Here is an 18,980-nt window from a genome sequence, read left to right on the forward strand (position 1 = left end):
CCGGCGCGGGTGCTCAGCGTGCGGGGAACTGCTTGTCGAGGGCGAGGTTCAGCTCCAACACGTTCACGCCGGGCTCCCCCATGAAGCCGAGCGCCCGGCCGCTGGTGTGCTCCTCGACCAGCTTGCGAACCGCCGCCGGGTCCGCGCCGCGCTCCCGCGCGACCCGGTTCACCTGCAACTCCGCGTACGCCGGGCTGATCTGCGGGTCGAGGCCGCTGGCGCTGGCGGTGACCGCGTCGGCGGGCACCGCCGGGTCGGCGGGCGCGTCGCCCCGGATCGGGGTGACCACCCCGCCGGCGGCCACGTAGTCCTCGCCGGGCTGGGCCGGCTCCACCGTCACCCCCTGGTACTCGGTGACGAACGGAGTCGCCGGGGCGGCCTGGTTGACGCTGACCACCCGGGTCACCGGGCCGGTCAGACCGTCCGCGCGGAAGACCGCGAGCACGGCACCCACCCCGTCGTCGGTGCAGTACGGGCGGCTGCCGTCGACGCCGTTGAGTTCACCGACGGCCTTGCTGCGCCCGCAGACCTGGGTGAGCAGGCTCTCGCTGGACTCCTCCGGGTCGGTGGCGATGGTGTCGACGACGCTCTCCGGGCCCAGGTTGCTGGCCGAGGTGGAGGTCGGGTCGTAGCCGTCACCGGCGGCCGACGGGCGGGACTGGAAGTAGCGCGGGACGGGGTTGCCGTCGGCGTCGGTGAAGGACTGGCCGATCAGCGCGCTGCCGACAGTCGTTCCGTTCGAGACGATCAGCGAGCCGTCGGCCTTGTGGTTGAGGCCGGGCAGCTGGCCGAGCGCCACCAGGGCCAACGGGTAGACCAGGCCGAGCAGCACCGTGAAGACGAGCACGGCGCGCAACGCGGCGAGGTGTTGGGCGATCCAGGTGGGTAGGCGCATCACGAAATCCCCGGGAAGAACTGGATGAGCAGGTCGATGAGCTTGATCCCGATGAACGGCACGATGATGCCGCCCAGCCCGTAGACCAGGAGGTTGCGGCTGAGCAGCTTCGACGCGGCGGCCGGCCGGTACCGCACGCCCCGCAGGGCGAGCGGGATCAGCGCGATGATCACCAGGGCGTTGAAGATGACGGCGGACAGGATCGCCGACTCCGGGCTGGACAGCCGCATGATGTTCAGCGCGTCCAGGCTCGGGTAGAGGCCGGCGAACATGGCCGGGATGATCGCGAAGTACTTCGCGATGTCGTTGGAGATGCTGAACGTGGTGAGCGCGCCGCGGGTGATCAGCAACTGCTTGCCGATCTCGACGATCTCGATCAGCTTGGTCGGGTCGGAGTCGAGGTCGACCATGTTGCCGGCCTCCTTGGCGGCCGACGTGCCGGTGTTCATGGCCACCCCGACGTCGGCCTGGGCGAGGGCCGGCGCGTCGTTGGTGCCGTCACCGGTCATCGCGACCAAGCGGCCGCCCTCCTGCTCCCGCTTGATCAGCGCGAGCTTGTCCTCCGGTGTCGCCTCGGCCAGGAAGTCGTCCACCCCTGCCTCGTCGGCGATCGCCTTCGCGGTACGCGGGTTGTCGCCGGTGATCATCACGGTCCGGATGCCCATCCGGCGCATCTCGTCGAACCGCTCCCGCATGCCGGACTTGACCACGTCCTTGAGGTGGATGACGCCCAACGCGCGGGCGGGCTCACCGTCGACGTGCTCGGCGACCACCAGCGGGGTGCCGCCGGTGCCGCTGATCGCGTCCACGATCTCGCCGACCTGCTCGGTGGGGTGGCCGCCGTTCTCGCGTACCCACTTCATCACCGCTGCGGCGGCGCCCTTGCGGACCCGGCGGCCGGTGCCCGACGCGCCGCCGTCCACGCTGGCGTCCGGGGTGAGGTCGACGCCGCTCATCCGGGTCTGCGCGGTGAACGGCACGAAGGTGGCGTGCGGCATCACGCCGGGCTCCCGCTCGCGCAGCCCGAACTCGTTCTTCGCCAGCACCACCACCGAACGCCCCTCGGGGGTCTCGTCGGCCAGGCTGGACAGCTGCGCGGCGTCGGCAACTGTCGCGGCGTCGACCCCCTCGACCGGTACGAACTCGGCGGCCTGCCGGTTGCCCAGCGTGATGGTGCCGGTCTTGTCCAGCAGCAGGGTGTTGACGTCGCCGGCCGCCTCGACGGCCCGGCCGCTCATGGCCAGCACGTTGCGCTGGACGAGGCGGTCCATGCCGGCGATGCCGATGGCGGAGAGCAGTGCGCCGATGGTGGTGGGGATCAGGCAGACCAGCAGCGAGACCAGCACGACCCCGGTGACGCCGGAGCCGGTGATCGCACCGCTGTCCGGCGCTGCCGCCTGGTACGCCTTGGAGAAGATGGCGAGCGGCTGGAGGGTGACCACGGCCAGCAGGAAGATGATCGTGAGCGCGGCGAGCAGGATGTTCAGCGCGATCTCGTTCGGCGTCTTCTGCCGGTTGGCCCCCTCGACCAGGGCGATCATCCGGTCGATGAAGCTCTCCCCCGGCTTCTGGGTGATCTTCACGATGATCTGGTCGGAGAGCACCTTGGTGCCGCCGGTGACCGCGCTGCGGTCGCCGCCGGACTCCCGGATGACCGGGGCCGACTCGCCGGTGATCGCCGACTCGTCGACGCTGGCGATGCCCTCGACGATGTCACCGTCGCCGGGGATGATGCCGCCCGCCTCGACCAGCACGATGTCGTCCTGACGCAGGTCAGGCGCGGGCACCGCCTCGTCGCGGTAGGTGTTGGCCCGGGCGCCCGGCTTCCAGTCGATCAGTCGGGTGGCGATGGTGTCCTTCTTCGCCTGCCGCAGAGTCGCCGCCTGGGCCTTGCCCCGACCCTCGGCGACGGCCTCGGCCAGGTTGGCGAAGACCACTGTCAGCCAGAGCCAGATGGTGATCGCCCAGGCGAACACCGACGGGTCGGTTACCGCCAGGACGGTGGTGAAGGCCGCTCCGACCTCGACGATCAGCATCACCGGGTTGCGCCACAACGTGGTGGGGTTGAGCTTGCGTACCGCGTCCGGCAGGGACCGGACCAACTGCTTGGGGTCGAGCAGGCCCCCGCCGATCCGGTTGCCCTGGGTGGCGGGCGTGCCGGGGAGCTGCTCTGTCGGGGCGGACGTGACGGACATGTCCTCGTTCCTCATGGTGGTCAGAGCCCCTCTGCCAGCGGGCCGAGCGCGAGCGCGGGCAGGAAGGTCAGCGCGACGAGGACCACGGTGACGCCGACGACCATGCCGATGAACAGCGGTCGGTGGGTCGGCAGGGTGCCCTCGGACGCGGGGGTGGGTGCCTGGCGGGCCAGCGAACCGGCCAACGCGAGCACGAAGATGAGCGGCAGGAACCGGCCCAGCAGCATGCACAACCCGAGTGCGGTGTCCCACCAGGTGGTGTTGACGGTGATGCCGCCGAACGCGGAGCCGTTGTTGTTGCTGGCCGAGGTGAACGCGTACAGCACCTCGGAGAGGCCGTGCGGGCCGACGTTGAGCGCCGTGGAGTTGTTGCCGGTGGCGAACGCCGCCGCCGTGCCGACCAGCACCAGGATGGGTGTGATCAGGAAGTAGAGCGAGGCGAACTTGATCTCGCGCGACCCGATCTTCTTGCCCAGGTACTCCGGGGTGCGGCCGACCATCAGCCCGGCCACGAAGACCGTGATCACCGCGAGGATGAGCAGGCCGTAGAGACCGGAGCCGGTACCGCCCGGCGCGACCTCGCCGAGCATCATGTTGACCATCGTCATCATGCCGCCGAGTGAGGTGAACGAGTCGTGGAACGAGTTCACCGCACCGGTCGAGGTGAGCGTGGTGGCGGCGGCGAAGGTGGCCGAGTTCGACACGTCGAACCGCACCTCCTTGCCCTCCAGCGCCGCACCGACCGCCTGCGGCACCGTGCCGTGGCCGGCCAGCTCGAAGATGTTGGTGATGGCGACGCTGGCGACGGCGAGGATGCCCATCACCGCGGCGATGGCGTACCCCTGCCGGTTCTGCCCGACCATCCGGCCAAACACCCGGGGCAGGCTGAACGGGATCAGCAGGATCAGGAAGATCTCCAGCCAGTTCGTCCAGGCGGTCGGGTTCTCGAACGGGTGGGCGCTGTTGACGTTGTAGAAGCCGCCACCGTTGGTGCCCAGCTCCTTGATCACTTCCTGGCTGGCGACCGGACCGCCGGTGATGGTCTGGGTGCCGCCGGTCAACGTGGTCACGTCGGTGCCACCGGAGAGGTTCTGCACCGCCCCGCCGATCATCAGCGCGATCGCGCCGAGCACCGCGATCGGCAGCAGGATGCGCAGCACGATCCGGGTCAGGTCGACCCAGAAGTTGCCGAGCTGCCCGGTGCGGCTGCGGGCGAAGCCGCGCACCAGTGCGACAGCCACCGCGATGCCGACCGCCGCCGAGACGAAGTTCTGCACGGCCAGGCCGGCCATCTGCACCAGGTGACCCATCGTCGACTCACCCGAGTACGACTGCCAGTTGGTGTTCGTCACGAACGACACCGCCGTGTTCCACGCGCCGTGCGGCACCACCGGGTCGAAGCCCAGCGACAGCCACAGGTGGTTCTGCACCCGCTGGAACAGGTACAGGAACAGGAGCGAGACCGCGGAGAACGCCAGCACGCTGCGGGCGTACACGCCCCAGGTCTGCTCGGCGGCGGGGTTGACCCCGACCAGGCGGTAGATGCCCCGCTCGATGAGCGACTGCTTGGTGCCGGAGACCGCCCGGAACATGTAGTCGCCGAACGGCTTGTAGACGGCGACGATCGCCGCCACCAGCGTCAGCACGAAGATGACGCCCGCTGTTGTCATGGTCATCAGAAGCGCTCCGGGAACAGCAGGGCGAACACCAGGAACGCGCCCAGCACCACCGCGAGCACCAGACCGACGGCGTTTACCGCGTTCACAGCTTCTCCACCGCCCGGACCACAAGGGCGAGCGCTGCGAACAGCGCCACCGTCAGGACCACGAACACCACGTCAGACACGCTGACTCCTCATACCGGAAAGGTTCGTCGCGACCGCCTTCCGGTCGCGCCGGGCAATCAAAGCCCCACCACCCGCCGGCCGGCAGGGGTCATAACGCGACCATGACGGCGGCGAACCTTTTCTTGACGTGGTTTTCACACCTGCCCACTGAACAGGTGAAATGCGGCACAGACCGGACGGGTGAGGCCGGTAGGAGAGGTGCGGGCCGGTCAGGCCGGCTTACGGGCCACCAGCACGTCGCGCATGATCGACTGATCGACCCGGTGCCGCAGCGCGCGGTAGGGCTCCTCGTCCACGACGGTCAGGCCGGCGTCGGCCAGGGCCGCAGCCGCGTCGTCCCGGCTGGCGACGTGGGTGTTCCAGGAGACCCCCAACGCACCGCCGGGGCGCAACAACCCGGCCCAGACCGGGGCGGCGTCCGCGAGCAGCGCCAGCGGGTCGCGGGTCAATCCCTGCCCAGCGGTACGACTGCCGTGCTGCACGCCGTACGGCGCGTCGGCGACGACGAGGTCCACGGTCTGCGGGCGGAAGAACTCCGCCGACCGGGCGGTGTCGGCGTTCACCACGTCCAGCAGTTGGGTCTGGCCGGCCTTGTGCTCCTCGCGGGTCGGTGCCAGCTCGATGCGCACCCGGCGACCGACCACCTTGCGCTCCCGGCGCACCGGCCCCGACTCCAGCACCCGGTGCTTGATCCGCTTCTGCTTCAACCAGGTGGTGATGAACGCCCGGTACGCCTCGACGTCCTTCTGGTCGCGCTCGATCCCGGCCGCGTCGAAGCCGTACATCAGCGCCTGGTTGAGGGTGGTGCCCCGACCGCAGAGCGGGTCGAGCACCCGGAACCGGCGGCTGGTCATCTCGGTGGCCCAGTCCGAGGCGAGCAGTGTGACGTTGAGCAGCAGCTTGGTGAACTGCTCGTTGGTCTTGCCCGGGTACTTCTGGATGGTGAGCAGGTCGTCGTCGTAGCGGTCCAGCCGGCTCCACTCGATCGGCCGCAGCAGCTCGCCGACGATCTCGAACAACGCGTACCCGGCGGAGAGGTTGCCCAGCACTGCCAGGTCACGCTCCGTCAGCCCGTCACCGGTGAAGGTGATGTACGACGCCCCTCCGACGACAGCGGTGTCCAGCTCACCGATCCGACCGTCCAGCGCCGAGCGGCCGAAGATCTCCAGCTCCGCCTGGGTCAGGTCGACGGCGGCGCGGGCGTACACCCGGTTGGTGGCGGGCAGGATCAGCAGGCCGTAACGCGTCATGATCCGGCGAGTATTCCACAACCAGTCACTCTCGCCGGGAACCGGAGCGGCTGCCGGAGCGACTACCGGTACATGGGGTGTGAGCAGTGGCGGGAGGTCCTGTCCGCGCAACTGGACGGGGAGGAGACCGCCGCCGAACTGACGGCGGTGCAGGGGCACCTCGACGGGTGCGCCGATTGCCGGGCCTGGTTCACGGCGGCGGCCGCGCTGACCCGTCGGGTTCGTACCCGACTGGTGGTTGAGGTGCCCGACCGGACGGCGGCGATCCTGGCCGCCGTCGGTGGCAGCGCCGCTGGCGACGCGGCTGCCAGCGCCAGTGACACGCCGTCGGCCCGCCGGTCGCGCTGGCGGCCCCGCCTGCCCGGCCGCGCCGCGCTCGTCGTCGGCCTGCGGTCGGCGCTCGGCCTGCTCGGCGCGGTGCAGTTGGTGCTCGGCCTGGCCCAGGTGGGCCGGGGCGCCACCGCTGACCACCTGCACCCCACCGGCCAGCACCTGTGGCACGAGTCGGCGGCGTGGAACGTGGCGGTGGGCGCGGGGTTCCTGTTCGTGGCGCTGCGTCGCAGCCCGCCCGCCGGGCTGCTGCCGATGCTCAGCGCGTTCGTCGGCACGTTGCTGCTGCTGTCGGTCAACGACCTGGCCACCGGATCGGTGGGCGGGGAACGGCTGATCAGCCACGGCTTCCTGGTGGTCGGCTACCTGATCACCGTGCTGCTGTCCCGGCCCGGTCTGCGCCCTGGCGGACCGGCACCGCAGCGGCAGCCGACGCCGTCGCGCTGGCGGTTCGGCGCGGACGAGGTGGACCGGCCGCTGCGGGTGGTACGCCCCGATTCCTATCCGGCGCAGGCGGCCGACCGTTACCCCGCCCCGGCGGCGCGCACCGGTCAGGCCGCCCAGGCGGCGCGCACCGGTCGGACCGACGAACGCCGGGCTGCCTGATCGGTCGCGTCAGTCCGCCTGCCGCTGCCGGGCCCGGTGGGCGCGCAGGTTCGCCGGAAGGCCGCAGACGCGGACGGAGTGCCAGACCCCGCTGTTGTTACGGGAGCGGTCGTAGAACGCCACCTGGCACCGGGGGTTGCGGCAGGTCTTGACGCGCCGGCCGACGTCGGTGAGGTGCGCCGCGAACAGCTCCGCCAGGACGAGGGAGACAAGCAGTTCGGCCCCCGTCCCGGCGGGATCGAGGTGGACCGAGCCGTTGCCGTCGAGCCGCAGCGTGGCGCCCGTGGTGCGAGGGGCGGGCGCCGGCTCGGGCGGCCCGGCTTCCGGTGTGGCGTGCAGCCTGGCGTCGATCCCGTACCGCAGCTCGTCGCGGAAGGTCCGCAGCGCCCGTAGGCCCGCCGGGTCGAGCGTCACGTCGGGTGCCGGCCGCCCGGTGGCCGTCGACCACCGGGCGGCGACATCGTGCGCCCACTGCGTGGCGCTGTCGAGATCGTCGAGGAGATCCGGCTGACGCGGTGCGCCGGCCGGGAGCGTGTTGAGCAGGTCCTGGACGAGCCCGAGGCCGCCTGGTGCGGGCTCGAGGCCGTATCTCGCGGTCGCGGGCCACGGCGGAGGGGACACCGACGGCATTGTCACGTCACTTTCCGATCAGGCCGAGCGCCCCGTACCACAGCGGTCCCGGGTTCACCCAGTCCGGATAGAGCTCCATCATCGCGTCGAAGAACTCAAGGGCCGTCGACTTCTCCGCCAACAGCCGTTCCACGTTCAGCAGGTACCGCCGGGTCTCGTCGATGCTCGACGGGTCGTCGGGGCGGTTGCGGTTCTTGTGGCTGGCGACGACCGCCCGGGGCGCGAGGGCCTCGACGCGGTCGAGGGCCTTGAGCCACTCCCTCAGGCCACCGTTGACGGTTTCCAGCAGGTACTGGTGGACCCCGTTGTAGACGACGTCGCCGGCCACCACGAGACCGATCGACGGCACGTGCAGGACAGTGGTCTGGTCGCCGTCGGTGTGCCCGGTCTCGACCGGCTGGGCGACGTTGCCTTCGAGCAGGATTCCGCCGGGCGGCACCGGAATGGCATCGACGGGCGACTCCGGGATCAGCCCGGGGAAGACCTTGTCGAACACCTCTTGGCGCCCGACGGTGGCCTGCTGGTGCATGACCTCGATGGTCCCGGGCGTCGCGTAGGTGACGGCGTCGGGGAAGCGCTTGACCAGCTCGGGGGCACCGAACCAGTGATCGCCGTGCCCGTGGGTGGCGTAGATGGCCGTCAGCCGCCTGCCCGACCGCTCGATCCAGTCTCCCGCCGTCGCGATCTGCTCGTGGGTGAACGGCGGGTCCACCAGCAGCGCCTCCTCGGCCCCCGAGATCAGGGTGGTGGCTGTCGGATTGAAGTGGATGGGCGAGCCGTCCGGCATGCGCTGCTCTCCGGCCCGGACCGGGCCGTCCAAGACCAGGACCTCGTAGGACAGGGCAGACGGGGACATGTCTCCTCCTCGGTGACGCGGGTCGCGACAGTCGGCGTACCCCCACCGACGAAATAAGCATAAGCCGTATGCCTATTTCACCCAGCCGTTTGCCGAGTCTTCTGCGTCACGCCCTCCCCCGCGATGACCTGCGGGATGACCTGCTCCACGATCGTCAGCAGCGTGGTGGTGAGCAGCAGGTGCACCTGGGCGCGGGTGAGCGCGTCACGCTGGAGCCACTCCCGGGCGGTCGAGATGGCCAGCCCGCAGTACGCCCGGACCATCCCCCGCAGCTCCTCGTGGTTCTCGGCCTCCTCGGCCAGCCCGACGGCGACCAGCATCCGGTCCGCGGCGACCTCCTCGGCCTCGGCGAGCACCCGCTCCACATCGGCGTCGCCGCCCATCCCCCGGGCGGTGACCGCAGCCAGCCACGAGGTGCTGTGCCGGGACACCACGTCGAGGAACCAGGTGACGCTGGCCTCCACCCGGGTCCGCAGGTCACCCTTGGGCAGCCGCTCCACAGCCACCTCGGGGATGGTCACCATCACCCGGACGACCTCCAGGTAGAGGTCCTTCTTCGCGCCGAAGTAGTGGTTGACCAGCCCTCGGGCGACACCCGCCTCGCGGGCGACGTCGGTGGTCGACACCTCCGCGTACGGGCGTTCGCCGAACAGCCGGACCGCGCAGGCCAGGATCTGCCCACGCCGGGCGTCCGGCTCCAACCGGCGGCGGCGCGGAGCCGTCTCGACACTCATCTGCCCGACCCTATCGACAGCTCACGCCGCCGGCCTCGGCGTCGACGCCCTCCCGTCCCTCCTCGGAGCTGCCGGCCTCAAGGCCGCGCCGAGCGGTCAACGGCTGAACCTCTCGATCGCGGCCGGAGTCACCGGGGTGAAGAAGTTGACCAGGTTGCCGTCGGGGTCCCGGAAAAGCAGGGCTCGGTTACCCCAGGGCATGGTCGTGGGCCCGTTCACGAAGTCGTCCACCACGCTCTTCAGCTTCTCGTACAGCGCGTCGACGTCCTCCACGCGGAACTCGATGATCACGCTGCGGTTGTCGGCCGGACGGGCCGAGCCGGGCGCGAACAGTGCGACGGTGCGGGTGCTGCCGATCGCCAGCGTGCCGTGGGTGGTGCGCAATTCGGCGAAGTCCTCGTTGCCCCAGGTCGCCTGCACGCCGGTGATCTTCTCGTAGAAGCCGACCAGGCGGTTGATCTCGTCGGTGATGATGCGGATCGAGACGAAGTCCATGTCTTCTCCCTGCTCAAAGCGGTCGCTAACGGTCCGTCGAGATCACGCTAGAGCGAATACTGGACAGATTTGGGCCAGTATTCTTGATAAAGTTCGGACCGTGGCACGACCGACAGCCCAGGTGCTCGCACTGCTGGAGCTCCTGCAGTCCGGCGGCGTCCGGACGATGGCCGAGCTTGCCGAGCGCCTCGGTGTCGAACCGCGCACGGTGCGGCGCTACGTGAGCCACCTGGTCGACCTGGACCTGCCGGTCGAGTCGGTGCGCGGTCGCTACGGCGGGTATCGGCTCGCCGCCGGCTATCGCCTGCCGCCGCTGATGTTCAACGACGACGAGGCCCTCGCCGTCCTCCTCGGCCTGATCGCCGGCCGCCGTGCCGGGTTGGCGACGGCAACGGACACGGCGGGCGAGACAGCCGCCGCGAAGATCCGTCGCGTCCTGCCGCCACGGACGGCGGACCGACTGGACGCCGCACTCCAGTCCCTCGCCTTCACCGCCGAACCCGGTGACTTCCCCGCGCCGCAGACCGAGGTACTGCTCGCCGTCGCCGAGGCGGTCCGCCATCACCGGCCGATCTCGGTGCAGTACACCTCGGGCGACGGCCGGCGCAGCGTCCGCGTGCTGCATCCGTTCGGGCTGGTCAACCATGCCGGCCGGTGGTACGTCACCGGGGTCGATCCGGACATCGGCGAGGAACGAACCCTTCGACTCGACCGCATCGCGGACGCGAGACCGCTGCCGGGCTCGTTCGAGCCGCCCGCCGGAAACGATCCGGCCGGGCACCTTCTCAACTCGATGGCACGAGCGCCGTACCCGCACGCGGTGTCGCTGCGGATACAAGGAACAGTCGAGCAGATCCGCAGGCGGCTACCGGCCAGCATCGCCGAGGTGCGAGAGGGCGCGGACGAAGGCTGGCAGGACGTGGAGATCCGGGCCGAGAGCCTCGACTGGTTGCCCGGCGTGCTCGCCGCGCTCGACCTGCCGTTCGTCATCGAACGCCCGGACGAACTCCGCGACCGCGTCGTCGCACTCGCCGAGCGGCTCGCGGCCTCGGCACGACGTGAGTCGGCCCGCAGCTAGCCGTCCGACACCGGATGTTCGGCAATCTTGGACAGTTTCCGTCAGCTCGTAACGGAAACTGACCAAGATCTCCTCGTCTCCGTTGATCGTTTGTCGAGTCAAGTCCGCCGGTCGGTCCGTGTGCCGCCGCCGGTGATGGCTTATTGACATGCCGCCAACAGCGCGCGAGGGTGGTGCACATGCCGACTCCCCCGACCGACGGCTCCCCCTCACCCTGGCGCGAGCCGGAACACGACGACCTGGCCGAACTGGCCCGCACCTTCTTCACCAAGGAGGTGTTGCCGCACGCCGAACGCCTGCTGGCGCAGGGCCACCCGGACCGCGAGCACTACCGGCGCGCCGGCGAGCTGGGGCTGCTCGGCCTGTCCGTCCCCGAGGAGTACGGCGGCGGGGGCGGCGGATTCACCCACGAGGCAGTGCTGCTGCACGAGCAGGCGTACACCGGGGAGAGCAGCCTCGGGCTGGCCGTCCACAGTGGCATCGTCACCGGCTATCTCGTCGCGTACGGCAGCGAGGAGCAGAAGCGACGCTGGCTGCCCGGCCTGTGCAGCGGTGAGTTGGTCGGCGCGATCGCGATGACCGAGCCGGACGGCGGCTCCGATCTGCAGGCCATGCGTACCCGGGCGGTCCGCGACGGCGACGACTACCTGGTCACCGGCGCGAAGACGTTCATCACCAACGGCGGCCTGGCCGACCTGATCATCGTGGCCGTGAAGACCGACCCCGAGCAGCGGGCGGCTGGCGTCTCGCTGCTGGTCTGCGAGGTGGGCGGCGACCCGCAGGGGTTCCGCCGAGGGCGACTGCTGTCCAAGATCGGGCTGCACGCGAACGACACCGCCGAGTTGTTCTTCGACGAGCTGCGGGTGCCGGCGGCCAACCTGCTCGGCGGCACCGAAGGGCTGGGCTTCGTCCAGCTCATGCAGCAACTCCCGCAGGAACGACTGGTCATCGGCGTCGGCGCGGTCGCCGCCATGGAACGCGCTGTCGCGCTGACCGTCGCGTACGCCAAGGAGCGCACCGCCTTCGGCAAGCCCCTGATGGGTCACCAGAACACCAGGATGGTGCTCGCCGAGTGCGCCACCCGCGCCCGGGTCAGCCGGGTCTTCCTGGACGACTGCATCGTCCGGCACGACCGGGGTGACCTGGACGTGTCCACTGCGGCCATGGCGAAGTCATGGCTCACCGACGGGCAGTGCGAGGTCGTCGACAGGTGCCTGCAGATCTTCGGTGGCTACGGCTACACCACCGAGTACCCGATCGCCCGGATGTACGCCGACGCCCGCGTCCAGAAGATCTACGGCGGCACCAACGAGATCATGAAGGAGTTGATCGCCCGTGCCCTCTGAGGCGTACGTCTATGACGCGGTCCGCACCCCGCGCGGACGCGGCCGGGACACCGGCGCGCTGCACGGGGTCAAACCGATCTCCCTGGTGGTCGGCCTGATCGACGCGTTGCGCGAGCGCAACCCCGGCCTGGACGTCGGTCGGCTGGAGGACCTGCTGCTCGGCATCGTGACCCCGGTCGGCGAGCAGGGCGGCGACCTGGCGCGGGCCGCCGCGCTGCTGGCCGGGCTACCCGACCAGGTGGGCGGGGTGCAGCTCAACCGGTTCTGCGCCTCCGGTTTGGAGGCGGTCAACTCCGCCGCCGCCCGGATCCGCTCCGGCTGGGAGCACCTGCTGCTGGCCGGCGGGGTGGAGTCGATGTCCCGGGTGCCGATGGGCTCCGACGGGGCGGCCTGGGCCACCGATCCGCAGACCGCGCTGGCCACGTCGTTCGTGCCGCAGGGCGTCAGCGCCGACCTGATCGCCACCCTGGAGGGCTTCACCCGCGACGACGTGGACGGCTACGCGCTGCGGTCGCAGGAGCGGGCCGCCAAGGCGATGGCCGGCGGATACTTCGCCCGCTCGCTGGTGCCGGTCCGCGACGGCAACGGCCTGGACATCCTCACCGTCGACGAGCACCCACGCCCGGAGACCACCCGGGAGGCGCTGGCCCGGCTCACCCCGTCCTTCGCCACCATGGGTGAGGCGGCCGGCTTCGACGCCGTCGCGTTGCAGAAGTTCCACTGGTTGGAGGCGATCGAGCACGTCCACCACGCCGGCAACTCGTCCGGCATCGTGGACGGCGCCGCGCTGGTGCTGATCGGGTCGGAGCAGGTGGGTCAGGATCTCGGCCTCACCCCGCGCGCCCGGATCGTCGGCGCGGCGGTCACCGGTGCCGACCCGACGCTGATGTTGACCGGCCCGATCCCGGCCACCCACAAGGCGCTCGCCGTGGCCGGGCTGACAGTCGACGACATCGACCTGTTCGAGATCAACGAGGCGTTCGCCGCGGTGGTCCTCAAGTACGTCCGCGACCTGGGCCTCGACCCGGACCAGGTGAACGTCAACGGCGGCGCGATCGCCCTCGGCCATCCGCTCGGCGCGACCGGAGCGATGCTGCTCGGCACCGCGTTGGACGAGTTGGAGCGCCGCGACCTGCGCCGCGCCGTGGTGACCCTCTGCATCGGCGGCGGCATGGGCGTCGCCACCGTTCTCGAACGCTGCTGACCCGGAGGACGACAATGACAAACACCATCCGGTACGACAGCGGCGCCGACGGCATCGTCACGCTCACCCTGGACGACCCCACCCAGTCCGCCAACACCATGAACCGGGCGTACGTCGCCTCGATGAGCGCGGCGCTCGACCGGTTGGAAGCCGAGCCCGATCTCGTCGGGGTCATCGTGACCAGTGCGAAGCCGACATTCTTCGCCGGCGGCGACCTGCCGGAGATGATCCGGGCCACCCGCGCCGACGCGCCAGCGCTGGCCGACCTGCTCGGCACCATCAAACGGGACCTGCGCCGCCTGGAGACGCTGGGCCGGCCGGTGGTCGCCGCTGTCAACGGCTCCGCGCTCGGCGGTGGCCTGGAGATCGCGCTCGCCTGCCACCACCGGATCGCGCTGGACGCGCCCGACAGCCGGCTCGGGCTGCCCGAGGTGACCCTGGGCCTGCTGCCCGGGGCCGGCGGCGTCACCCGGACGGTACGGATGCTCGGCCTGGCCGGTGCGCTGACCACCGTGCTGCTCACCGGCCGGCGGATGCGCCCGGCCGACGCCCTGGCCGCCGGGATCGTCGACGAGGTGGTGGCCACGCCGACGGAGCTGCTGGAGCGCGCACGGGCCTGGATCGCGGCCAACCCGCAGCCGAAGCAGCCGTGGGACCGCCCGGACTACCGGATGCCGGGCGGCACACCGTCCAGCCGGTCACTGGCCGCGCAGTTGCCGGCCTTCCCGGCGACCCTGCGCAAGCAGCTCAAGGGGGCCCGGCTACCGGCGCCCGAGGCGATCCTGGCCGCCGCCGTCGAGGGCGCACAGGTCGACCTGGAGACCGCCCTGACCGTGGAGACCCGGCACCTGATCGGCCTGCTCACCGGGCAGGTCGCCAAGAACATGATCGGTGCCTTCTTCTTCGACCTGAAGGCCGTCAACGGTGGCGCCGCCCGACCGGCCGACGTGGACGCCCCGCCGGTACGCCGGGTGGCGGTGCTCGGGGCCGGCATGATGGGCGCGGGCATCGCGTACGCCTGCGCCACCGCCGGGCTGGACGTCGTGGTCCGGGACGTCACGCCGGAGGCCGCCGGGCGGGCCCGCGAGCACGCCGAACGGCTGCTGGCCCGCAAGGTCCGTAAGGGCCGCGCCACAGAGGCGGAGGCCCGCGCCGTGCTGGGCCGGATCACCACCACCGACCAGGTGGACGCCCTCGCCGGCTGCGACGCGGTGATCGAGGCGGTCTTCGAGGACCCGGCGTTGAAACAGCAGGTCTTCGTCGAGGTGCTGCCCGTGCTGGCACCCGGCGCGCTGCTCGCCTCCAACACCTCCACCCTGCCGATCACCGGGCTGGCCGAGGGAGTGGACCGGCCGGCGGACTTCATCGGCATGCACTTCTTCTCCCCGGTCGACCGGATGCCGCTGCTGGAGATCGTGGTGGGCGAACGGACCGGGGACGTGGCGCTGGCCCGGGCGTTCGACCTGGGCCGGCGGATCGGCAAGACCCCGATCGTGGTCAACGACGGCCGAGGCTTCTTCACCAGCCGGGTGATCGGCCGGTTCATGGACGAGGCGATCGGGATGGTCGCCGACGGTGTCCCCGCCGCGTCGGTGGAGCAGGCCGCCCTTCAGGCCGGCTACCCGACCGGGCCGCTGGCTCTGGCCGACGAGGTCAGCCTCACGCTGATCCAGCGGATCCGCCGCCAGTTCGAGGCGGCCAGCGACGAGTTCCGCCCGCTGCCGGCGCACCGCCTGGTGGACGAACTGGTCGACGCGTACGACCGGCCGGGGCGCGCCGCCGGACGCGGCTTCTATTCCTACGACGACGGCACCCGGGGACGGCTGTGGCCCGGTCTCGCCGACCTGATCACCGACGCGGGCCGGGCGGTGCCGTTCACCGACCTTCAGGAACGGATGCTCTTCGCCGAGGCGCTGGACGCGCTGCGCTGCCTCGACGAGGGAGTGTTGCGGACCGAGACCGACGCCAACATCGGCTCGATCTTCGGCATCGGCTTCCCGGCCTGGACGGGAGGGGTGATCCGCTACGTGCGGCAGTACGCGGGCGGCCCCGCCGGCTTCGCGGCCCGCGCCACCGAGTTGGCCGACCGCTACGGCGACCGGTTCACGCCCCCGACCGACCTGGTCGCCCGCCTCGCCGCCCCGACCGACCACCCCGCCGAACCGGTGGGCGTCGCGTGACGGCCTCCTGGCCGAGCCCCGGCGGTTCGGCTCCGACCGACGACCCGGGAGCCGCCGGGCACGACGGCCCGCGCACCGCGCCGGACGGCCCGACGCGCGGCGGTCCGCTCGCCGGGGTACGGGTGGTCGAGCTGGCCAGCCTCGCGCCGGCGCCGTTCGGGTGCATGGTGCTCGCCGACCTCGGCGCGGACGTGGTGCGGGTGGACCGGCCCGGCGCACCGGGTGCGGGCCGGCTGGCCGCACCGACCGGCGGCCCGTTGCAGCGCGGGCGGCGGGTCACCGCACTGGACCTGAAGTCCCCGACCGGGGTGGCGGACCTGCTGAACCTCGTCGAACGCGCGGACGTGCTGGTCGAGGCGTACCGGCCCGGGGTGGCCGAGCGGCTCGGCTTCGGCCCGCAGGTGTGCCAGGCCCGCAACCCCCGCCTGGTGTACGCGCGGATGACCGGCTGGGGGCAGGACGGCCCACTGGCCGCCCGAGCCGGGCACGACATCGACTACATCGCTGTCGCCGGGGCGTTGGAGCCGCTGGGCCGGGCCGGCGAACGCCCGTACGCGCCGATGAACCTGCTCGGCGACTTCGGCGGCGGCGGCATGCTGCTCGCCGTCGGTGTGCTGGCCGCGCTGCTGGAGCGGGAGCGCTCCGGCTTCGGCCAGGTGGTCGACGCGGCGATGGTGGACGGTTCGGCGCTGCTCACCTCGTTCCTGCACGGGCTGCTCGGCACCGGCCTGTGGGCCGCGCCGCGCGGGCGCAACATGTTCGACGGCGGGGCGCCGTTCTACGACACGTACACCACCGCCGACGGCGGATTCATGGCTGTCGGCGCGATGGAACCGGCCTTCTACGCCGTACTCCTCACCGGCCTCGACCTCGCCGACGACCCGGACCTGCCGGCCCAGTACGACCCGAGCGGCTGGGACGAGCTGCGCCGCCGGTTCACCGCACGGTTCGCCGAGCGGACCCGGGACGAGTGGACGGCGGTCTTCGCCGACCTGGATGCGTGCGTCGCGCCGGTGCTCGCCCCCGGTGAGGCGCACCAGCATCCACACAACGCCGCCCGGGGCACGTTCGTCGAGGTGGACGGCGAGATCCAACCGGCACCGGCACCCCGCTTCGACCGCACACCACCGAAACGGCCCACCCCAGCACCCGACCCACAGCGCGACGCGATGCCGGTCAAGGAAATCCTGACCACCTGGCCACACCACACCTGACAGCCAGGTGGTCGGTGAACCATTTCAACCCGTCGACAGGGGGCGCGTCGAGCCAAACACAGTGTGTAGCGACGTCTTATCCTTTGTGGGTGCTGCTCACCTATCTGGACGAGTCGCACACCGTTGAGTACGGCCCTCGACGAGGTCGCCGTCTACAACGGCGCAATGAAGACCATCGGCGCCCACGATGTGACGATCATCTTGCGCGGGGTCGACCGCTACGGCCTCGCGCCGTCGCACGCCTCGCGGCTGGTGCAGGCCGTGGATCTGGTGACCTTCCTGTATCGCCGGATGGTCAACGGCACAGGTCACGATCCAGGCGAGGCGGCGGCGAACGAAAAGCTCTGGTCCTGGGTCGAGCAGCGGCGGTACCACTCCTGGTGCTGGTCGCCCACAGCCCGCCAGATGCACGAAGGGCCCGCGTGAGCGGGCCCTTAAGGCGGTTGCGGGAACCCTCAAGCGAGAGCCTCCTGCACCACCCAGGTTAGCAGCGGGTTGTGCGCCACACACATACCACCACGGTGTTGATCAGGAGTGTGGTGTCAGGGCTCCGCCCGTGGCGACGCCAACCTCTTGATCGACGCGGGCGGCGACGGGCGGGTCCGGGGGCGACGGCAGTGGTACCAGGTGGCGAAGAGGGCCACGGCCAGGAGGAGTTCGGCCAGGTCACCGCCGTAATACATGAGTTGGGCCGCCGAGCGGAACGCTTCCGGGTCCCGGTCGGTGAGGCCGGGCGGCAGGGTTTCGGCCTGGGCGTACAGGTACTTGGCCAGCACGGCGTGGCCGGCCGCGGCGGTCAGGAGCGCGCCGACCCGGACCGCCAGCGCCGGGCGCTGCGGCGCCGGGTCCGGCCCGGCCAACGACCAGGCGAAGAGGTACCCGGCGGCCACGTAGTGCAGGTGCACGCCATGGTGCAGGGCGGGGTGGCGTTCGGCCGCCGCGTACAGCGGGGTGAGCAGCACCAGCGCCAACCCGCCGGTGCTCAGCAGCGCGGCGGTGACCGGGTGGGCGAGCAGGTGCAGCGGGCGGGCACGCAGCAGCCGGCCCACCAGCCGGCGCATCGGCGCAGGCGCGACGTGCAGCAACAGCGTCACCGGGGCGCCGAGCACCAGCCCGAGCGGTGCCAGCATGCCGAGGAGCAGGTGTTGCGCCATGTGCCCGCGCGGGTCACCGGAGGTCTGGGCGAGCGGGCCGACGGCGAGCGCCAGCAGGGCGCAGCCGACCAGCCAGGCGACGGTGCGCCGGTGGTCCCAACCCCGTGGGTCGCGGACGGCGGCCAACAGGTAGCCGCCCGCCAGCACGGCGACCGGGAACAACGGGAGCCAGGCCGGCCCGGCCGCACCGTGCCCGGCGTGCGCCAGCGGCACTGTCACCGTCACCGCGGCTCGCCACCGGCCCGACGGGACCGGGCCCACCAGACGACAGCGACGCCGGCCAGCAGCAACACCGCGCCGGCCAGGTTCCAGACCACGTCGTACGGCACCAGGTGGACGCCGTAGCGGATCTGGTGCAGCCGGAGCACCTTGTGGTCGACGATCCCGTCGAAGAGTTGGAATCCGCCGGCGCCGAGCAGGAAACCACCCCAGGCCAGCCGGCTCGACAGGGCGCCCCGCCGACGCAGGTCGGCGAACCAGAAGAACCCACCGACCAGGGCGATCACCTCGGCGGCGTGCAGCAGCCCGTCGGAGAGCAGCGCCACCGAGGGGGTGGAGCGATCGTAGAAGTGGTGCCAGGCGAGCAGCTGGTGGAAGACGATCTCGTCCACCGCCGCCATGATTGCGATGCCGATCAGGACGCCGACGAGAATGGAGGAACGCACGTCGGCGGTGCGTGCGCTTGGCAGGGGGAGATCGGCCACCACCACACCTCGCATCCGCGTCAGGCCGGCCTCAAATTACCCCGGACCAGACGAACCATGCCGGCGAAGCCGAGGACGGGCGACCGCGCGAGGAGTGATCAACACGGGTTTGGTGAAACTGGGGTGTCCGGCCGAGTGGCACACCGCGACTTCCAGGAAGCCGTGTTGATCAAGGTCGGGCGGACGGTCGGATGGCCGATGACCTCCCCGTTTCGCGACTCCCGGGCCACGGACGGCATGATCATGGAGCCTGGAGAGGCAGC

At 71.1% G+C, this 18,980-nt stretch carries 18 protein-coding genes; 7 read left to right on the top strand and 11 right to left on the bottom strand.

All coding sequences use genetic code 11. The annotated features are described in order from the left end of the window. Positions 1-13 precede the first annotated feature (13 nt). The 5 genes from AB0C03_RS26955 to AB0C03_RS26975 all read right to left on the bottom strand — a co-directional run bounded on the left by AB0C03_RS26955 (position 14) and on the right by AB0C03_RS26975 (position 6,186). Positions 14-895 carry a potassium-transporting ATPase subunit C gene (locus tag AB0C03_RS26955; protein WP_030329494.1) on the bottom strand — a complete coding sequence of 294 codons (882 nt, stop codon included), beginning with the start codon at positions 893-895 and terminating at the stop codon, positions 14-16. Then, entirely contained in the window at positions 895-3,090 is a 2,196-nt protein-coding gene (kdpB, locus tag AB0C03_RS26960; RefSeq protein ID WP_357639678.1) for a potassium-transporting ATPase subunit KdpB, read from the bottom strand. The genes AB0C03_RS26955 and kdpB overlap by 1 nt, the downstream gene beginning before the upstream one ends. Positions 3,091-3,110: 20 nt before the next feature. Continuing rightward, entirely contained in the window at positions 3,111-4,766 is a 1,656-nt protein-coding gene (kdpA, locus tag AB0C03_RS26965) for a potassium-transporting ATPase subunit KdpA (RefSeq protein WP_030329498.1), read from the bottom strand. Further along, the gene (gene kdpF, locus AB0C03_RS26970) at positions 4,766-4,855 is read right to left on the bottom strand and encodes a K(+)-transporting ATPase subunit F (RefSeq protein WP_036410889.1); all 90 of its coding nucleotides are present in this window, start codon (positions 4,853-4,855) and stop codon (positions 4,766-4,768) included. The genes kdpA and kdpF overlap by 1 nt, the downstream gene beginning before the upstream one ends. 290 nt (positions 4,856-5,145) lie before the next feature. Beyond that, positions 5,146-6,186 (bottom strand): TRM11 family SAM-dependent methyltransferase, encoded by a 1,041-nt coding sequence (locus AB0C03_RS26975; RefSeq protein WP_357639681.1) that lies wholly within the window; start codon positions 6,184-6,186, stop codon positions 5,146-5,148. A 72-nt stretch (positions 6,187-6,258) separates the two neighbouring features. Here AB0C03_RS26975 and AB0C03_RS26980 point away from each other — a divergent pair, with 72 nt between their 5' ends. Continuing rightward, positions 6,259-7,122: a zf-HC2 domain-containing protein gene (locus AB0C03_RS26980; protein ID WP_051708220.1), complete on the top strand. Its 864-nt coding sequence runs from the start codon at positions 6,259-6,261 to the stop codon at positions 7,120-7,122. A 9-nt stretch (positions 7,123-7,131) separates the two neighbouring features. Here the strand turns inward: AB0C03_RS26980 and AB0C03_RS26985 are convergent, their stop codons facing one another. The 4 genes from AB0C03_RS26985 to AB0C03_RS27000 form a co-directional block, all read right to left on the bottom strand. Continuing rightward, positions 7,132-7,752 (bottom strand): CGNR zinc finger domain-containing protein, encoded by a 621-nt coding sequence (locus tag AB0C03_RS26985; protein WP_030329503.1) that lies wholly within the window; start codon positions 7,750-7,752, stop codon positions 7,132-7,134. 7 nt (positions 7,753-7,759) lie between these two features. Next, positions 7,760-8,608: an MBL fold metallo-hydrolase gene (locus AB0C03_RS26990; protein ID WP_030329505.1), complete on the bottom strand. Its 849-nt coding sequence runs from the start codon at positions 8,606-8,608 to the stop codon at positions 7,760-7,762. Positions 8,609-8,685: 77 nt separating this feature from the next. Then, positions 8,686-9,342, bottom strand: a complete 657-nt coding sequence (locus AB0C03_RS26995; protein WP_030329507.1) for a TetR/AcrR family transcriptional regulator — start codon at positions 9,340-9,342, stop codon at positions 8,686-8,688. Between the two features lie 96 nt (positions 9,343-9,438). Continuing rightward, positions 9,439-9,837, bottom strand: a complete 399-nt coding sequence (locus tag AB0C03_RS27000; RefSeq protein ID WP_210864941.1) for a VOC family protein — start codon at positions 9,835-9,837, stop codon at positions 9,439-9,441. Between the two features lie 100 nt (positions 9,838-9,937). Here AB0C03_RS27000 and AB0C03_RS27005 point away from each other — a divergent pair, with 100 nt between their 5' ends. From AB0C03_RS27005 to AB0C03_RS27030, 6 genes are all read left to right on the top strand, one after another. Beyond that, entirely contained in the window at positions 9,938-10,915 is a 978-nt protein-coding gene (locus tag AB0C03_RS27005; protein WP_357639688.1) for a helix-turn-helix transcriptional regulator, read from the top strand. Positions 10,916-11,094: 179 nt separating this feature from the next. Continuing rightward, on the top strand, positions 11,095-12,261 hold the full coding sequence (locus AB0C03_RS27010; protein ID WP_030329512.1) for an acyl-CoA dehydrogenase family protein: 1,167 nt from the start codon (positions 11,095-11,097) through the stop codon (positions 12,259-12,261). After that, complete coding sequence (locus AB0C03_RS27015) at positions 12,251-13,465, top strand: acetyl-CoA C-acetyltransferase (protein ID WP_210858283.1); 1,215 nt, start codon at positions 12,251-12,253, stop codon at positions 13,463-13,465. The genes AB0C03_RS27010 and AB0C03_RS27015 overlap by 11 nt, the downstream gene beginning before the upstream one ends. Positions 13,466-13,479: 14 nt before the next feature. Beyond that, on the top strand, positions 13,480-15,645 hold the full coding sequence (locus tag AB0C03_RS27020; protein ID WP_210864945.1) for a 3-hydroxyacyl-CoA dehydrogenase NAD-binding domain-containing protein: 2,166 nt from the start codon (positions 13,480-13,482) through the stop codon (positions 15,643-15,645). Further along, complete coding sequence (locus tag AB0C03_RS27025) at positions 15,642-16,859, top strand: CaiB/BaiF CoA transferase family protein (protein ID WP_307857757.1); 1,218 nt, start codon at positions 15,642-15,644, stop codon at positions 16,857-16,859. The genes AB0C03_RS27020 and AB0C03_RS27025 overlap by 4 nt, the downstream gene beginning before the upstream one ends. A 165-nt stretch (positions 16,860-17,024) precedes the next feature. After that, complete coding sequence (locus AB0C03_RS27030) at positions 17,025-17,285, top strand: hypothetical protein (protein ID WP_209444500.1); 261 nt, start codon at positions 17,025-17,027, stop codon at positions 17,283-17,285. A 116-nt stretch (positions 17,286-17,401) separates the two neighbouring features. On the opposite strand, the gene AB0C03_RS27035 is transcribed toward AB0C03_RS27030, so the two are convergent. Beyond that, positions 17,402-18,238 (bottom strand): cytochrome c oxidase assembly protein, encoded by an 837-nt coding sequence (locus AB0C03_RS27035; RefSeq protein WP_307857758.1) that lies wholly within the window; start codon positions 18,236-18,238, stop codon positions 17,402-17,404. Further along, entirely contained in the window at positions 18,235-18,717 is a 483-nt protein-coding gene (locus tag AB0C03_RS27040) for a DUF2243 domain-containing protein (RefSeq protein ID WP_210864947.1), read from the bottom strand. The genes AB0C03_RS27035 and AB0C03_RS27040 overlap by 4 nt, the downstream gene beginning before the upstream one ends. Positions 18,718-18,980 lie beyond the last annotated feature (263 nt).

The organism is Micromonospora parva (assembly GCF_040649675.1).
Classification (GTDB): Bacteria; Actinomycetota; Actinomycetes; order Mycobacteriales; family Micromonosporaceae; genus Micromonospora; species Micromonospora parva.

What these genes read in the sequence shown, in the direction of transcription:
- AB0C03_RS26955 (WP_030329494.1), bottom strand. Translation starts at nt 895, where the DNA reads ATGCGCCTACCCACCTGGATCGCCCAACACCTCGCCGCGTTGCGCGCC.
- kdpB (WP_357639678.1), bottom strand. Translation starts at nt 3,090, where the DNA reads ATGTCCGTCACGTCCGCCCCGACAGAGCAGCTCCCCGGCACGCCCGCC.
- kdpA (WP_030329498.1), bottom strand. Translation starts at nt 4,766, where the DNA reads ATGACCATGACAACAGCGGGCGTCATCTTCGTGCTGACGCTGGTGGCG.
- AB0C03_RS26975 (WP_357639681.1), bottom strand. Translation starts at nt 6,186, where the DNA reads ATGACGCGTTACGGCCTGCTGATCCTGCCCGCCACCAACCGGGTGTAC.
- AB0C03_RS26980 (WP_051708220.1), top strand. Translation starts at nt 6,259, where the DNA reads ATGGGGTGTGAGCAGTGGCGGGAGGTCCTGTCCGCGCAACTGGACGGG.
- AB0C03_RS26985 (WP_030329503.1), bottom strand. Translation starts at nt 7,752, where the DNA reads ATGCCGTCGGTGTCCCCTCCGCCGTGGCCCGCGACCGCGAGATACGGC.
- AB0C03_RS26990 (WP_030329505.1), bottom strand. Translation starts at nt 8,608, where the DNA reads ATGTCCCCGTCTGCCCTGTCCTACGAGGTCCTGGTCTTGGACGGCCCG.
- AB0C03_RS26995 (WP_030329507.1), bottom strand. Translation starts at nt 9,342, where the DNA reads ATGAGTGTCGAGACGGCTCCGCGCCGCCGCCGGTTGGAGCCGGACGCC.
- AB0C03_RS27000 (WP_210864941.1), bottom strand. Translation starts at nt 9,837, where the DNA reads ATGGACTTCGTCTCGATCCGCATCATCACCGACGAGATCAACCGCCTG.
- AB0C03_RS27010 (WP_030329512.1), top strand. Translation starts at nt 11,095, where the DNA reads ATGCCGACTCCCCCGACCGACGGCTCCCCCTCACCCTGGCGCGAGCCG.
- AB0C03_RS27020 (WP_210864945.1), top strand. Translation starts at nt 13,480, where the DNA reads ATGACAAACACCATCCGGTACGACAGCGGCGCCGACGGCATCGTCACG.
- AB0C03_RS27030 (WP_209444500.1), top strand. Translation starts at nt 17,025, where the DNA reads ATGAAGACCATCGGCGCCCACGATGTGACGATCATCTTGCGCGGGGTC.